Consider the following 16,232-nt stretch of genomic DNA (forward strand, 5'->3'; position numbering starts at 1 on the left):
TACAAAATAATTGTACTTAGCTATAAACTAAAATAATCCAAAAATATGCAGTTGACCGTTCTTGAAAAACTATGGAAACGCAGTACAAATCCTGCAAGTGTTTCTACTACAGATGAAACTCACACTTGGGACAACGAGGTTAAAACCCTATACGAGTTGGGAATTGGAATGGAAGATACTTTACAGTTTTTATATTTTGAAAAACCTGATCTTGAAACTTTCAAAATTTGGATTAATAACAGAACAAAAAACAAGAATACAGAATCTGAAGATGTAACAGAAAATGTGTTATCGGAAGAAGATCTTATATTTTGGAAAACTAACGGATACATCATCATTAAAAAAGCTGTTTCAAAAAATGACTGCGAAAATACAGAGCAGGCAATTTGGAATTACTTAGAAATGGATCCCGACAAAAAAGAAACCTGGTATAACAGACATGAAAACCAAAAAGGCTTAATGCTTAATTTTTCTGATCATGAAACTTTAAATAAAAACCGGTTCTCGCCAAGAATAAAAAAAGCCTATGAACAGCTTTACAATACAACTCATATTTACAAAACTATAGATAAAGTAAGCTTTAGTCCTCCAGAAACCAAAGAATTTACTTTTTTAGGAAGTGCACTGCATTGGGACACCAGTTTAAAACAGCCTATTCCGTTTGCACTTCAGGGACTACTCTACCTCACTGATTGCGGTATTGCTGACGGCGCTTTTCATTGCGTTCCGGGATTTCATAACCAAATAAACCAATGGCTTGACAATCTCAACCCAGACGAAAACCCCAGAGAGACAGCACTTAAAACATTAAAACCGGAACCAATAGCGGGTAATGCGGGAGATTTTGTAATCTGGGATAACAGACTGCCCCATTGCGCAACGCCAAATAAAGGAAAAAGCCCAAGAATGGTGCAATATCTTACCTATTTACCAAATGATTATAGTACTTCTGGAGAATGGATTTAATGAATTGCTAATCTAAAAATTTCATTTTCCTGTAAAAAATAAAAGTACAGTATTAACTGTACTTTTTTATTTATCGCTCCGCGCAGAATTAATTTTTCTTAATATAAACCGTTTTCTTATTCACAAATTCCTGAATGCCATCAGTCGAAAGTTCACGACCGTATCCTGAATTTTTAGTTCCGCCGAAAGGTAGTCTTTGATCACTTTTTACAAGTTCGTTTACAAACACAGCACCGTCATCAAATTTAGGTATCAGTTTAGTAGCTTTTTCAAAGTTTTCTGTAAAAATCGTAACACCTAAACCAAAGGGACTGGAATTAGCAAGTTCAACAGCTTCTTCTTCATTCTCAAAAGTGGTAATACCGATAACGGGGCCAAAGATTTCTTCTTTAAAAATAGACATTTCTTTTGTAACGTCCGTAACTACGGTTGGCTCAAAAAAAGCTTTATCTCGCTGACCTCCCAATAGCAATGTTGCTCCGTCACTTAATGTTGCATCAAGTTGCTTTTGAAGTTCTTCGGCAAGATCTTCACGTGCCATCGTGCCAATTGTGGTTTTAGTAACTAAAGGATCTCCTGCTTTAAGATTCCCGACAGCTCCCAGAAAAGCTTTTGTAAATTCCTCCGTGATAGAAGCTTCTACCAAAAGACGTTTACCAGCGATACAGCTTTGCCCTGCATTTTGAAAACGGGCTTCTACACACGTCTTAACAGTTTGCTCTAAATTACAATCTGCAAAAACAACTAAAGCATTGCTCCCACCCAATTCCAATACCGTTTTTTTGATTTCACTTCCGGCAATTGCTGCTACAGATCTTCCTGCTGTTTCGCTTCCGGTTAGGGTAACCGCTTTTACTTTAGGATTTCTTATAATACTTTCTACCATTTTACTGCCAATAGGAAGATTCGTAAAGCATCCTTCAGGAAATCCTGCCTTTGCAAATACCTGTTCTATACTCTCGGCGCATTTCATTACATTACTGGCATGTTTAAGAATCCCAGTATTTCCTACCATAAGTGCCGGAACTGCAAAACGCATTACCTGCCAAAAAGGATAATTCCAAGGCATAATAGCCAATACAACACCTATGGGTTCATAACTTACATAACTTTTATGAGCTTCTGTTTCAATTGGTTTATCTGCAAGCTGATTTACAGCATGCTCGGCGTAATAATCACAAAGCGCCGCACACTTTTCTACTTCTGCTAATGCTTGTGTAATTGGTTTTCCCATTTCACTTGTAATGATAGAAGCATAATGCTGAGAGAAAGTTCTGAGTTCAACTGCAGCAGCTTTCATTAGTTTAGAACGTTCTGCAAAAGATACCGTTTTCCAGTTTTTAAACTGCTCATCTGCTTTATCAATCGCATTTTCAATTTCTTTGCTATCAAATTCTTTAACTTCAAATACTACCTTTTGGGTATATGGATTTATAGATTGTATCATACTATTATATTTATAACCTTAGTTCATCAAGGGTTCTAAAAAGGTACAAATTATTCTTCCTTTTTTTAAATTAGAAGGCTTTTTTTAACATGATTTTCTGCTGATGACTGGAAATACCAACATCAGGTGCGTCGGTACTGCCAAGAATCAACATTACTTTCTGTCAGCTTAAAGTGATTTAACCCAAGATTCGTAAAAGTTTTATTAAAGCCATAATCATAGAAGCATATTCTGATTGATGATTGTTCATCATCAATCAGAATATCCAAGACAGGAAACTGACATCCAAAAAAGATCTACAGACAAAAGTTAAACCATTTAATCCTGCTGTTTATGAAACTGTTTCTGCTTTCTAAACTGATAAATCGAACCTGCGACAAAAAGCAGTAATAAAACAAGAAGTGTGTTTCCAATTACCGGATCTTTAATATCTTTTGCCAAAGGATGCCCTACGGGAATTCTGGTAAAAGTTTCATTAACTGTTGGAACGAGTGACAGAAAAAAACTAAAAGACAGCAAGAAGTTTTCAAAATAACGGGCTCTTCTGCTCTTTTCTCTTTTTAAGTTTAAATAATATGCCCCTAAAACCAAAAAAATGATAAAAATCGAAAATGCATGACCCGGATTAAAGCCGCCGTGTTTTGAAATACCTAATGAGGTAAACGATGTAATGATTGTTCCGTAAAAATATATTTTGCCGGACAATGTGTTCAAATTAATTTTACCGTATTTAATAAAAGCTATTAAAGCCGCTATAATTGCAGCAACACCTATAATGGTGTGAAAAATTCCCAGACCTGATAATCCCATTTTTTATTGATTTAAAGTTGTTTGAAATACATTGCAAACTTCCGATAGATCTTGAAAAATGGTTTTGCTGATTCGTCCAATTATTTGGCAATTTGGTTCACAAAAAAAAGCATCGTCAAAATAAATCATAACGATGCTTTAAAAATTATCCACAAAGAGGTTTACAATTATAATTTATTATTTAGTTTCTGGCGGTAATTTGTCGGACTGATATTGTATCTGCTTGTAAAACTTTTTGTGAAATTTGCCAGATCATTAAAACCGCAGTCAAAGGCTATTTCGGTAATGCGGTGCTCTGTAAACTCTAACAGTTCGGCAGCTTTTTCCAGCTTTTTAGCTTTAATATAATTGGCGGGAGAATCATTGTATATTTTGGAAAATTCACGCTTGAATGATGAAACGCTCAAATTGTTTTGCTGTGCGAGTTCTTCTATTGTAAGCTGCGAAAACAAATTTGCTTCAATTATTTGTTTGAAAGTATAAACTGCAGGCGAAAAAAGCTGTGATAATATTAACTGTACTGATTCTGAATTTTGTGTCTGAGACAATAAAAGTATAATTTCCTTTACTTTGAGAATTAATATATCTTCATTAATCAGAGAAGGATTTTCGAAATAAAATAATAATCCTTCGATGTACTTTTGAATTAAAAAATCATTATTTATTTTTTCGCTTGATTTATTTGAAATAACATCTTTAGGTTTCTGAAGCAGTAATGGAAGTTCCCTGTCATATATTTTTTTTAATATCTCTGGATAGAAAGTAACAATCACAATTTCACAATTATTATCTGATTTTGAATTTTGCAGCTGTTTACCAGACTGCATACAGTTTAATAATAACGAGTAATTGGTAGCTATGTTTATTTGTTCGTCATCAACCTGATATTCAATCTCTCCTTCTTTCACATACAAAAAACAGGCCTGCTCTGTAACCGGAAAGTCAAAATTAAACGGCGGAATTAATTCAATTTTTTGAATGAGTGTTTTCCCATACAGATCGTGCTTTTTATAATTGTTTATCATAATTTTTTATTTGTATTTTACACTATCAGATTTTTTTGCACTTAAGCTCCCTGTATTGATCGTTGGTAAAAATACATCTTATTGCTAGAAAGACGGCACAACAGAAAAAAAGCTATACAAATTCAGAGAATCTGTACAGCTTTAATTAATTCTCAATAATTGAAATTGCTGTATTATAAGGGATATCTATTTTATTTTTAAATCTTCCAGCATCGTCGGGATAAGCTCACTGACTGTAGGATGAATATGCACTGCATCACGCAAAATGGTGTAAGGCTGTTTGGCATACATTAAATTGGTGATTCCGTTAATAATTTCGTCCCCGCCGACTCCCAAAACGCAAGCTCCTAAAAAAAGATTGGTTTTGGCATCAATCAACGCTTCCATAAAACCCAGGCTTTCTCCTTTTTCTTTGGCACGCCCTACTTTTGTCATTGGGCGATGACCCACCAAAATTTCGTAGCCTTTATCAATAGCCTCTTTCCGGGTCATGCCTATCCTGCCCAGCGGCGGGTCTATAAATAAACCGTAAGTGGTAATCCGGTCGCTGATTTTTCTTGCTTTCTTGCCAGATAGAAAACTCTCTACAATTTGATAATCATTGTATGAAGTATGCGTAAAAGCGCCTTTTCCGTTACAGTCGCCAATGGCAAAAATGCCTTCCACATTGGTCTGGCAATAATCATCAACTTTTATGTAGTTTCTTTCATCCACTGCTATATTTGTATTCTCTATATGCAGCGTATCGGTATTGGGCAGACGGCCTATTGCAAGCAGAAGATGAGATCCCTTTATTTCCTTGTTGTATATCCTGATCGTAATGCCCTGTTCATTGTTTTCAGAAGCACTGATTTCCTTTGCATTAAAAACAAGCTTTATACCTTCTTTTTTCATTATTTCAGCTACCGTGTCACTGACTGAATCATCTTCCCTGCTTATTAATTTTTCGCTACGTTCAATAATAGTAACCTCGCTACCGAACCTTCGAAACATCTGTCCAAATTCCAAACCAATGTAGCTCCCGCCAATAATGATCAGATGTTTGGGAATATCTGTAATTTCCAAAATATTTTCGTTGGTGTAAAAACGAACATTTGCATATTCCTGCGGAACTAATGCTCTTGCACCTGCATTTATGAATATTTTTTTTGAAGAAAGTATGGTATCTCCAACCTGTATTACATAATCACTCAAAAAATGCGCTGTGCCTCTGTATAAAGTAATTTTTTCATTTGAGGAAATGCCTTTTTCAATCCCCGACCGGGAATCTTTAACCAACTTATCCTTTCGTTCCTTAATTTTTTTGAGATTAGCTTTGCTTCCCTGCGGAATTTCGATACCCAATTCATCTCCATGAAAGGCATCCCATATTCTGCGGGCACTTGCTACATAGGCTTTGGTGGGAATACAGCCATTATTGACACATGTTCCGCCTATAAAACTCTTTTCAATAAGCGCTACCGTTCCTTTTTTCGATAAGCTAAATGCCAAAGGAGAACCTGCCTGACCGCTTCCTATAATAATATAATCAAAGTTTTTCATACTAGTTTGGCTTTTATGACGTATTGATTTTTAAAAATTTTATTTGCTGCTTGTAATCCAAAAAACTGCAAAATCGTACAATAAGAAAAAATAGAATTTTTAAACAGTTTAGGACAATTTTACCCCACAACAGTTGCTTTAGCATTTAAATTTACACATAAATAACTGATTTTTAATAAAATAAAGCAAATAAATAACAAACTAAGAAACCAATGGGTGACAATTAAAAAGCAACAAAAAAATAAGAAAATTACTTTTATTATACAGCAGATTCAAAACACAATTCAATAAAAAAAGAGTTAAAATGTTAATTATAAACATTCTAACTCTTTTTGTTATTTTTGTTTTGTGATTCTTTGTGCCTTCTATTTCCCGATGCAGAAATTAACTTTCCTTATTCTATAAGGGCTAAGCTAAGTCGAGGTACAAATAAGGTACAAATTTATTGATGCAAAAATCTTACAAAACAAATTATCAAAAAGAGTTGTATTTCTGGAAAACAATCATGTTAATCAGAACATTTTTAAGATAGTAGTTAAGCAAATATAAAAATTAAAACAATTAATAAATCGGTAAACGATTATTTAACAACTACTTCCACGTAATTTATTTGAACTTCAAAAATTCGGCTGTCAAATATCAGCTGATACAGTCCTTAAATAGATGAGAGAGCTAAATCTCTATGTTTCAAAAAAACTAGAACTTAAAAAATTCATGACGCTGTTGATTTTCAATATAAAATAAAAAACCTGCAGATCTGCAGGTTTAAAGAAAGAGAGTCTTACTTAATGCATCTCTGATTGACATCTCGTTGTATTTCTCTGATTGTTTTTATCCGCCCGGATTTAATCCAGTCCAGAAGTTCTGATTTTATAAAATATAATTTTTTTCCCTGCTTATTTACAGGAATTTCATTTCGGCATACTTTAGAATAAATGGTTGCAACAGAAAGATTGATCAGCTTGGAAGCTTGTAGTATAGTTAAGAGTTCTGGATCAAAATCTTCAGAATTTCTGCCATTTTTTATTTCTTTTACCAGACGTTCAATATTTTCGACACGCATGACAAGTGTTCCGAGAATGTTAGGAAGGTCTTCAAAAGTAAAAGGTTTCATCACTGTATAATTTTACGTATTTCAAAGTCAAAAAAATAAATCCTGCTGCCTCTTGTTTTTTTAAACGAAGGCTCGTAGCGCAGATAACCGTATTCATGCAGTTCCTGCAGACACTTATGGTAGGTATATTTGGAAGATATTTTGGCAAAGGGTGATAATTCTACCCTGAAAATCTCAATAGGATTGCTAAAACCCTTAACGGCTCTAAAACACAACAAAGCAGTATAAATGGCAGTATGCGTGCTACTGATTCGATAATCTTTTTCAATAATTGAAAAAAAATCTGTTAAGGGTTTAAGGTTTTCCATGATCAATGGCTGTTAAATCGATTGTGATTTTTTCTTCTCCTTTTTAGTTTCTTTTTGTCCCGAGCTCTCATCATCATTCTCCGAAGCTTTCTTCTGTGATTTAGAGATAGTTTTATCTTGCGAATCTTTCTGTTTTTGATCTTTGCTCTCACGATCATTTATACGGAGCATTGCGTGGTCATAGACCTTCACAGTCTTAAACTGCGGATTGGCTTCTACAAATCGTTTTTTTTCCTCGCCTCCCACTACAAAAGTCACAGACTGTATATTTCCTTTCTTTAATGAATTGATCAGGTCCTCTTTAAACTTAGGAGTATCCAATCCTTTTATGGAATGTTTCTCCAGTGCCGCTTCCAGATTATAGCCGTAATTCTGATGATAATGGGTCATTTTAAAGTTACCATTTGGCTCGGCATCTTTAAAGTCGAGTTTGATCCGAAAGAAGCGCAACTAAAAGAGGAGAAAAAAAGAGAACAAATTTTAAGAGAACAAAGAAATCAATTACAAATTTCAGAAAGTAACCAAAATGATTTTTCTTTTAAGTTTCCAAAATTTGCAGTTATATTATTGATATTCCTAATACTTTTCACTTGTGGCTCTAGGAAAAGAGTTGGAGCGATATGTAACGATGGAACATCATCTTACTCTACTAGCAGTGGAACTTGTTCACATCATAATGGAGTAAGAAGCTGGAGATATGAATATTGGTGGGATTAAAAAACATTTCCTAACAGCGGTTTTAAAAATTGGGGACACACTAATGGCTGTGGTTACTTTTGTATACAAAAAGTTGAAGCAGATTTTTTATAATTTGCAAAGCTCAAGCTTTGGCAGAAGGATCGTGGCACATTTTTTTCAGAAGCTAAAATCTTAGCAGTAGCAAAATCTGCCTATGTCAGGCTCGGGCGAATGTATATCTGCCTAAAGAATTGGTTAAAAATTCGAGGTACACTTTTTTTTCTGTACCTGCTCTCATATAACATACGAAATCCAGTAATTACTACTCTTCTTAATAAATAAAAGCGGAACCTCTTCCTCTGCAAACTTTTTCATCATAAACCAGACATCTTCCAACCGATCTTCCCAGCACCAGCCTAAATCATATTAAAACTATCTAACAGAAATAAAAAAATCATCCCATTACAATCCTAAAACAAATCACCGACAGCAAAGGCACTGACAAAAAATTTATCGTATTTTTATAAAAAATCCTGCCTTTACAGTCCATACTCTTGAAAGCAAGACTCAAGACCTAACAGTAAAAACTTAAACTAATCTTATAAAATGCAAAAGATAGAAAACAAGACAGCCTATATAACCGGAGCGGCAAAAGGCATTGGTTTTGGCATAGCAGAAACTTTAGTCAAAAACGGTGTAAAAGTAGCTATTTCAGGCAGGGATATCCAAGCTCTTGAAAAAGCACAGCAGGCATTAGGAAACCAGAATGTACTGATCCTAAAGTCTGATGTCAGAAATTTTGATGACGAGCTCAAAGCCGTTGAGCAGATTGTATCGAAATTCGGAAGACTCGATATTGTCATTGCCAATGCAGGGGTGGGAAAATTTGCACCTATAGATGAAATGTCTCTTGAGGACTGGAATACAATGATTGACACCAATCTCACGGGAGCTTTTCATACCTTGAAAGCCACTGCAGGACAGCTCAAAGAAAACAAAGGTTACTACATTTCAATTGCGTCTCTAGCAGGAGCAAATTTCTTTGCTAACGGCGCCGCCTATAATGCCTCAAAATTCGGTCTGGTGGGTTTTACACAGGCTGCTATGCTGGACCTTCGGGACTATGATATAAAGTGCACCACTATTATGCCTGGATCAGTCTCTTCCAACTTTAACGGCCATACGCCCGGTGAAGCTGATAATTGGAAGATCCAGCCGTCAGACATCGGACAGATGGTCGTGGATCTTTTAAGAATGAACCCGAATGTACTGCCAAGCAAAATAGAAGTCCGTCCGACAAAAACAAAATAATCTGCTTCAATTCAAATCCTAATACGTAAATGACAATTAATGAAGAAGAACTAGTCCGCATAAAGTTATTGGAAAATTCCATACAGCTCTTTTCTGATTTCCTGAGTGTGTTATCAGACGGGTATAATCCGGCAGTTATCCACATAAGGATCAACACAGGCGGAAAATTAAATGACCAGGATCATTTTATATTTTCCTCTCCAAACAATACCGGTACGGATTTTTTTTTCACCGAAAAGATACAGCCTACAAAAAAAATTGTTGAAAACATCAATGAGAGAATAAATGAGAATTTTTCATGGTGCCTTAACCATTTAGCCTTATTCAATACAGCACCAGATCTATTCAAAAGTAATTATCATATTGACCGCCTGAATCAATTAGCAGAAAAAGTAAAAAGCAACATTTTTAATCTGACGGACTTATGGGACGCAGACAGTTATGAATATCTGATTGATAATCAAGACGGGAGCTTAACCAGAGTTCTTTTTATCCATTCCGATAACAAATCATTGATTTTAGACTTTGGAAATTATATGCATTGAAATTGCTGCTGTAAAAACTTTTTGACTATACCACCTGAGTGTTTTTCAATAAATGGAAAAGCTTAAACAAATAAATAAAAATAAAAGCTTCAAATTTCTCTGAAGCTTTTATGCCATTCTTTTCAATAATAAATCTTCAATTGTTAATTGAATAATATTCTGGTTAGATCTAATTTATAAGCGTGATATGCATAATTAATGTCAACGGAAACACCTTCACCTACCTTAATACTATTTTTAGCATATATGTATTTAATTATCCTGCTCTTTTTTTGGCTGGCACTACTTCCTCGTATATAAACAGTTTCACTAATTTTACACAAGTAAATTTCCCGTTTTTGTCAAAATTACATTTTATTTTCATGACCTAATTTGAAACACTAAGGCAAGGTAAAATCATTTTAATACATATTAAAAGACAAAAAACGAAAGAGGCGACCTATCGGTCGCCTCTTTTTTCTATTCAATAATTAATATTTTTATTCTTTTTCAGCACTTTACACTGTTATTTCATAAAGACACCTAATACGTAACACTCGCTACCGGCATTACCACCATGCTATCTTTTTTGTGAGCAAATCAAATCTTGATTTTACTACTATTCCGACTTCATTTTCATTCATAATAAGTTCTTTTCTATAATCATTAGAGTCTTCAAATCTAGCTAATATTGTATAATCTTTATTAAGTATTAAATTTTCTTTTTTAGGTTCGGATCCTTCTTCGTTATAATAAATTTTATAAACATTTTTATAGCCTTTGAAATTTATAATTCCTTTAGTACACAAGAAAAAAATTTCGAGTTTTCTATCTACAAAAAGACAAGTGTCTTTTTTTGTTCTTCTAAAATATAAGTATTTATTGGTATCATTTTTTACATTTGAAAAAATAAAAAGATCTGATCCTTGCTTATAAAATACTTGTCTAAATGCAATTAGTTTTTTTCCTCTTAAATTAGTTGATATATATTTTTCTATAATTGAATCGTTCTTAAATTGATACTCCCTTAGGCAAAAACCAATCAAACTATCTTCGTGAGAGCTAATTTTATAATATATTTTCTTTTCTACTGTTTGATTTTCTCTTTTGTTACAACAAAGAAAAATAGAGGACATAACCATTAAACAAAATGTCAATATTGTTCTTTTCATTTTATTTCTTTTTTTTAGGATTATCATTTTGACCTTCAGCATAGGACATGTTAATGTCTCTGTTAACCATTTTTTGCACTTGAGAAGGATTTAGAACAGTTTTTAATTGAGATATATAATCAAAAAAAAATTTAGCGCGTCCTTCTTTATCATTTTTCATAGGTTGGGAGTATTGATAATTAAAAAAACTTTTCTTCTAAAAATCCAAAAAATATATAAAAACCAAAAAGCCACTCCATACTGAAGTGGCTTTTTTGTTTGGACAACCCGATGGTTGTTGCAATTTTACTGCGATATAACTGTAATCTTTGATAATATGTAAATGTAAGATGGAATTATTAAACACCAACACATCTCATACATTACTAAGGTTCTAAATCTATTTATAAGAATACATGTAAGAAACTCCTAAAAGACTTTTAATAGTTTTTAAATCATTATTCTTATTATCATCTAAATATTCGCTATAATTATGGGAAAGATATTTTGAGATAATTTTCCCTTCTCTCTTAATAATTAGAAGATAAATAAAATCTGTAGAATCTTTGTTACATTGCTCATAGTAAAAAGTACTAGATTCTTTAATTAATTCTATTCCATTAATTATTATTTGTCTGTCTTTATCATTTACATTTACTTTTTTACTCAAATCTTTTGAAATATTTTGGCAATAGATTTTTGAATCTTCTTCAGTAAAAATTGTAAAATATCCAAACTTATTACCTGAAGTTAATTTGTAAAATAGAACTCCATCTTTTGTATTTTCAAAATTCTTAAGTGCATTATTGAATAATTTCGTAGTATCAATACTTTTAATCAATGAATCAAACTCTTTTAAATCTTGCGTTTTTATGACATTACATTCGTAATTTAAAATATTATTCTTCTGGCTTTGACATGAATAACTGAAAATAGCAAATAAAATTACAATCAACTTTTTCATTTTTTTGGTGTTGGAAGGTTATACGTTTTGTTTAAATACCCTTGAGCACTATATGGATTATTTTGCAATAATTTTAATGCGGAGGTTTGAAAGTCATATTTAAAAAGAGAACCACCTGTATATTGGAGAGTTTGACCATGATATGTTGAGCTTAGATTCATATTTTTCGCACCATTAGAAATTAACTCTCCCCTGATAATATTTTCGATATGCGATGCTCCACGTTCACGTTTTTCGTAATAACTATTATAAATTGCTACATCTAAGCTATTTGCCGTTGACATATTCGGTGCACTTTTTTCTGTTTCTAAACCATTCATCTTTAACCATGCATGTCCTCCTTCGTGTCCAATCTGTGCTTGAATGTTAGCTTCATTACTACTTATGCCATCTAGGAAATTATTTGAACCGTCACCTATACCTATTTTGATATTACTTCCTCCATTTTCGGTAACAGTTGTTGCTCCGCCAGTATCTTTAGTTGCATAAATTGTATGTGTCGCAGAATCATCTTTTAAATCTTGGTAAATTGCTGACGCTGTTTCTGAATTTTTCATAGTCTCTCTATACTGTTTTTTAAGCTCTCTTCTTGCTTCCCTATATTCTTTTCTTGAAGAGAATTGTTCACTCAATTTCTTATCATTCTTTACGTCATTCCAGCTTGCCCATTTTATACGCATGCCATCTGGGTCAATAAAAAATATAGGGTTGTTAATTGTGTAAACGTACGGTGAAAAATTATCATATTTCTCAGCAAGAGGGTCAATATTCATCCAACGCCCAAGTGCAGGGTCATAATTTCGCGCCCCATAGTCATATATATTAAGTTGATTCCCACCAATATTCTCATCTTGAAGCTCCTTTCCGTTATACTTATACTTATTATTACTTTCAGGCAAAGCAACATACCCAGTATGTTTTAATCCAAAAGGATAATAATGTGTTTCATCCAAGATCTCAGTAACACCAATTGTGTTTTTAAAATAGCTTACGCGCACATTTCCTAAATGATCTTTGTACTGAAAAACATAAGAAAGTGTACCTGCATTATTTTTAACATAGCCTTCTGCTGTCGGGAAAAACTCCAAAACACTGTCTTTGTACTGGAAACCATCTAAATAATTTGTATTTACTGTAACATTACTCTGAGTTACATTTTTCTCCACTTTCTGTCCCGATGCGTTGTAAATATACTCAATACTGCCCGATGTCCCAAATGTAATTTTCTTAGGCAGATTTAATTGATTATAATCAATAGCGGTAATATTTTTGTTTTTGTCCGTAATTAAATTACCATTGGCATCATAACTGTAATCATCTCCATTTTTATTAAAATCATTAAATCCTCCTGGGATATTGTAAGCATCAATCACAGAAAAAAGCTGATTTGAATTTGGCGGATAATTATATGTTAAATCATCCAAATCAAACGGCTGCAATTGAGCGTCCCGATTGCCTTTTCTATTTAGCAGCTTAATATTACCATTCTTATCATAGGTCAAATTTTCATTGTACATACCTGTAAGCACCGAACTCTTTTCATAAACAGCATCTTTCAATCGGTTAAGTTTATCGTACTTATAACCATAACCTCTTATTAAGGGGCTGGATGCTGTTGTCCAGAGTGTTTCAGAAATATTACCGTTATATAAGCCGCTGACACCGGTAACAGACTGAGGTGTATCGTAATTAATCTTAAAAGCAAATAAATCGTTCTGCAGGTCATTTACATTATTTATCCCGGTAAGCCAGCCTCTGATATTATAAGTAAAGTCAACTTTTTGCAGAGGGCTTCCTATATTGTTTCCTACTTTTTTACTTTCAAGCTGTCCTAACGCATCATATTTATTATCAGACATCAGCTGTTCGACTCCATTGATTTTATGGGTATGGGTTAATAATCGATCTTGAGCAGTATAGCTGAAATTTTCTTCAATCTGTATTACTGTTCCTCCAGAGCGCTGATGTTCTGTTTTGGCAGTTAAAGTTTTACCTGAAAAATCAAGCAGATTATCGATCTGCAGATAACCGCCTAAATGATTTTTCTTACAACTGCTTATAGGACGTGCCCTGCTGTCATAAAAAGTTGTCGTGGTTTCTCCTAACATGGCAGATGCCGTTGTAGCAGCTCTTGCCCATGTACCGGTAGCAAGTCCTTTTGTATTCACTAAAACAGTCTGTCCTAATATTGTTGTGGGTGGTGTTTTTACATTCGGAAATGCGTAATTATCGTAATAGTTTACCGTTAAAAGTTTAAAATTCGTAGGAACATTGGCGTTAGTGTAATATGCCGCAATACCGTCTATAGATTTTGTTACATCTTTGCTTTCATAGACTGGCGCACTATCCTGAGCATTTTGTAATGTTTTCCTTGCTGCAGAACTAGAAGCCTGATTCATCCAGCCTGTATAGATCGGCCTTCCAAAAACATCGTATTTGGTAATTATCCATCCAACAGAAGAATCATCTTTAAATGGAGAGAATGCAGGACCTGTTGCTGCCGGCCTGTCTAATTTATCATACACTATAAATTCCCACTGTTTTCCCGGAAGCTTTTTCTCTACTAATCTATTACGATTATCGTATTTATACTGGTAGCATAAACCGTTTAAAACTTCATCGTTTATCGCACCGTCAGCTTTTGGAGGAATTACATAGGTCAGGTTGCCATACGTATCATAAACATAATAGGTATCATGTTTATCACTGGCGTCATAAGTTCGTTTCAGTACTACCTGCCCTTCTTTATTCTTAAATTCTACTGTTGAACCTAATAGTTCACTGCCGGGTACTGGATTTGCAGCTGCATTTTCATCATAGGTAATTGTCTTGTAAAGCTGGTTTTCTCCATAACTGCCGCCATCTACAAAAGTAATGGAATACATACCTAATCCTACATCCCAGGCGGTAGTTACTTTATACAATTTAACTTCACTTGCAGTGTTGGTTTGATAATCAAATTTTATCTCATGACCGCTATTCATTGCCCAGGCAGTTCCCGGTGCTGCCTGTTTTAAGACTCTGTTTAACGGAGACGTTTCTAACTTCTTTTCCGAGAAAGGATTTGAAGTATTTTGATAATTAGGTGAACTATAAAATGAAATTGCTGCATTTACCGCAGCAGCAGGATCTATTTTTAGATAACTTGTACCTCCATTAACCACCGGATAAGCAAGATATTCTTTGATCTGCCTGCCAAATCCATCGTACTGCACAGGTGTGATCATATCTTCTCCATTTCCCCCCTGTCCTACTGCTGTGGTCTGCACAGGACGTCCGAGCCCGTCAAAATAAGTAACGCTCTGGTTAATTTCATCTTTTGTCAAAGTGTTATAACTCGCTGATTGTACCGGCTTTTTTGGTGATGCTGTATAGATAAAATTATCATCACTGAAAGTCTGGGCCTGTAAGCTCATACTTGCAAATGATAAAAAAATCAATAATAATATATATTTTTTCATGTAGGTTGCTTTTATATTTTTCAAATAGAATTATTGAATGATATAGGATTGAATTGTTGGCGCTCCTACAAAATTGAGCGATACCTGGAAAGTTACACTTGTCTTATTAGCTGCAAAAGCGAGCTGTTTTGTTATGTAAGAGGTTTGATTAACAGGATATTTATATGCAATCGTAGGAGAAATCGTCCTTGCAGGATGACTTGAAGAATTACAAGTAACCGTTATCCAGATCGTTGACATATTGGAATCATAATCATCCATAGAAACACTATAAGTTTCGGATGAACATGTTCCAATTGAATTTATGTATGTCTGATAATTAACACTAACATCGAATTGAGCTCTTTGATCTGCATCAAGCTGGCTTGAAGTGGAACTGTAAGTTCCTGCCGGAACTGTATAAGTACCAGGTGAGCCATATTTTCCTGCAGCACAATCATTTTTATTAGCTGTCATTGATTTAGCAGTATTCCAGAAAGTACATATTGCATTGTTATTTGCATAGGTCTGTCCGTTATTGTTAATTTCTGTTTGGGCTTGAGCATCTGCGGCAGCCTGAGAAACATCAGAACTATAACGGCCTGCTGGAACTGTATAAGTTGCACTTCCAGATGTACTGCCAAAGGTGCAGTTGTTTCTTGTAATAACAGCACTTGATGCAGTATTCCAAAAAATACATTTTGCATTATTGTTATCATTAGCAAATGCCTGTCCATTAGCATTAATCTCATTCTGTGCCTGCGCATCTGCGTCTGCCTGAGAGCTGTTTGAACTGTAGCGTCCTGCTGGAACAGTATAGGTAGCATTTTGAGGACTGCCTCCGGATGCACAGTTGTTTCTGGTAAATACACTGCTTTTTACAACATTAGTAAAAATACATTTTGCATTGTTGTTATCATTGGCAAATGCCTGCCCGTTAGCATTTATCTCA

General features: G+C 34.2%; 16 protein-coding genes. 4 read left to right on the forward strand and 12 right to left on the reverse strand.

The genetic code is table 11. The features are described 5' to 3' along the window. The first annotated feature begins 45 nt into the window (after positions 1 to 45). Positions 46 to 966, forward strand: a complete 921-nt coding sequence (locus EV144_RS15045; protein ID WP_134149994.1) for a phytanoyl-CoA dioxygenase family protein — start codon at positions 46 to 48, stop codon at positions 964 to 966. A gap of 88 nt (positions 967 to 1,054) precedes the next feature. Here EV144_RS15045 and EV144_RS15050 read toward each other — a convergent pair whose 3' ends face one another. The 7 genes from EV144_RS15050 to EV144_RS15080 all read right to left on the reverse strand — a co-directional run bounded on the left by EV144_RS15050 (position 1,055) and on the right by EV144_RS15080 (position 7,602). After that, a complete protein-coding gene (locus EV144_RS15050; RefSeq protein ID WP_134149995.1) occupies positions 1,055 to 2,413 on the reverse strand; it encodes an NAD-dependent succinate-semialdehyde dehydrogenase in 1,359 nt (452 codons plus the stop codon). A 318-nt stretch (positions 2,414 to 2,731) separates the two neighbouring features. Beyond that, positions 2,732 to 3,223, reverse strand: coding sequence for a hypothetical protein (locus EV144_RS15055; RefSeq protein ID WP_134149996.1), 492 nt, complete (start codon positions 3,221 to 3,223; stop codon positions 2,732 to 2,734). Between the two features lie 167 nt (positions 3,224 to 3,390). Further along, positions 3,391 to 4,248: a helix-turn-helix domain-containing protein gene (locus EV144_RS15060; protein WP_134149997.1), complete on the reverse strand. Its 858-nt coding sequence runs from the start codon at positions 4,246 to 4,248 to the stop codon at positions 3,391 to 3,393. A 186-nt stretch (positions 4,249 to 4,434) separates the two neighbouring features. Further along, positions 4,435 to 5,790, reverse strand: a complete 1,356-nt coding sequence (locus EV144_RS15065) for a mercuric reductase (RefSeq protein WP_134149998.1) — start codon at positions 5,788 to 5,790, stop codon at positions 4,435 to 4,437. Positions 5,791 to 6,571: 781 nt separating this feature from the next. Beyond that, positions 6,572 to 6,904 (reverse strand): helix-turn-helix domain-containing protein, encoded by a 333-nt coding sequence (locus EV144_RS15070; protein ID WP_134149999.1) that lies wholly within the window; start codon positions 6,902 to 6,904, stop codon positions 6,572 to 6,574. Next, a complete protein-coding gene (locus EV144_RS15075; protein ID WP_134150000.1) occupies positions 6,904 to 7,212 on the reverse strand; it encodes a hypothetical protein in 309 nt (102 codons plus the stop codon). The genes EV144_RS15070 and EV144_RS15075 overlap by 1 nt, the downstream gene beginning before the upstream one ends. Positions 7,213 to 7,224: 12 nt before the next feature. After that, positions 7,225 to 7,602: a hypothetical protein gene (locus tag EV144_RS15080; RefSeq protein WP_134150001.1), complete on the reverse strand. Its 378-nt coding sequence runs from the start codon at positions 7,600 to 7,602 to the stop codon at positions 7,225 to 7,227. On the opposite strand from EV144_RS15080, the gene EV144_RS15085 reads away from it, so the two are divergent. From EV144_RS15085 to EV144_RS15095, 3 genes are all read left to right on the forward strand, one after another. Further along, the gene (locus EV144_RS15085) at positions 7,594 to 7,929 is read left to right on the forward strand and encodes a DUF3761 domain-containing protein (protein WP_134150002.1); all 336 of its coding nucleotides are present in this window, start codon (positions 7,594 to 7,596) and stop codon (positions 7,927 to 7,929) included. The genes EV144_RS15080 and EV144_RS15085 overlap by 9 nt on opposite strands. 567 nt (positions 7,930 to 8,496) lie before the next feature. Next, positions 8,497 to 9,201 carry an SDR family oxidoreductase gene (locus tag EV144_RS15090; RefSeq protein WP_134150003.1) on the forward strand — a complete coding sequence of 235 codons (705 nt, stop codon included), beginning with the start codon at positions 8,497 to 8,499 and terminating at the stop codon, positions 9,199 to 9,201. Positions 9,202 to 9,269: 68 nt separating this feature from the next. After that, positions 9,270 to 9,746 (forward strand): hypothetical protein, encoded by a 477-nt coding sequence (locus EV144_RS15095; protein WP_134150004.1) that lies wholly within the window; start codon positions 9,270 to 9,272, stop codon positions 9,744 to 9,746. A gap of 548 nt (positions 9,747 to 10,294) precedes the next feature. On the opposite strand, the gene EV144_RS15100 is transcribed toward EV144_RS15095, so the two are convergent. The 5 genes from EV144_RS15100 to EV144_RS24185 form a co-directional block, all read right to left on the reverse strand. Then, a complete protein-coding gene (locus EV144_RS15100) occupies positions 10,295 to 10,897 on the reverse strand; it encodes a hypothetical protein (protein WP_134150005.1) in 603 nt (200 codons plus the stop codon). Between the two features lies 1 nt (position 10,898). Further along, the gene (locus EV144_RS24180; protein WP_166670583.1) at positions 10,899 to 11,057 is read right to left on the reverse strand and encodes a hypothetical protein; all 159 of its coding nucleotides are present in this window, start codon (positions 11,055 to 11,057) and stop codon (positions 10,899 to 10,901) included. A 219-nt stretch (positions 11,058 to 11,276) separates the two neighbouring features. Continuing rightward, on the reverse strand, positions 11,277 to 11,840 hold the full coding sequence (locus EV144_RS15105) for a hypothetical protein (RefSeq protein WP_134150006.1): 564 nt from the start codon (positions 11,838 to 11,840) through the stop codon (positions 11,277 to 11,279). Beyond that, the gene (locus EV144_RS15110) at positions 11,837 to 15,301 is read right to left on the reverse strand and encodes a DUF6443 domain-containing protein (protein ID WP_134150007.1); all 3,465 of its coding nucleotides are present in this window, start codon (positions 15,299 to 15,301) and stop codon (positions 11,837 to 11,839) included. The genes EV144_RS15105 and EV144_RS15110 overlap by 4 nt, the downstream gene beginning before the upstream one ends. Positions 15,302 to 15,331: 30 nt before the next feature. Next, positions 15,332 to 16,232, reverse strand: a 901-nt coding sequence (locus EV144_RS24185; RefSeq protein ID WP_243854674.1) for a DUF5977 domain-containing protein, incomplete at its 5' end; no start/stop codon positions are given.

Origin of the sequence: Flavobacterium sp. 270 (assembly GCF_004368785.1) — a bacterium.
GTDB lineage: Bacteria > Bacteroidota > Bacteroidia > Flavobacteriales > Flavobacteriaceae > Flavobacterium.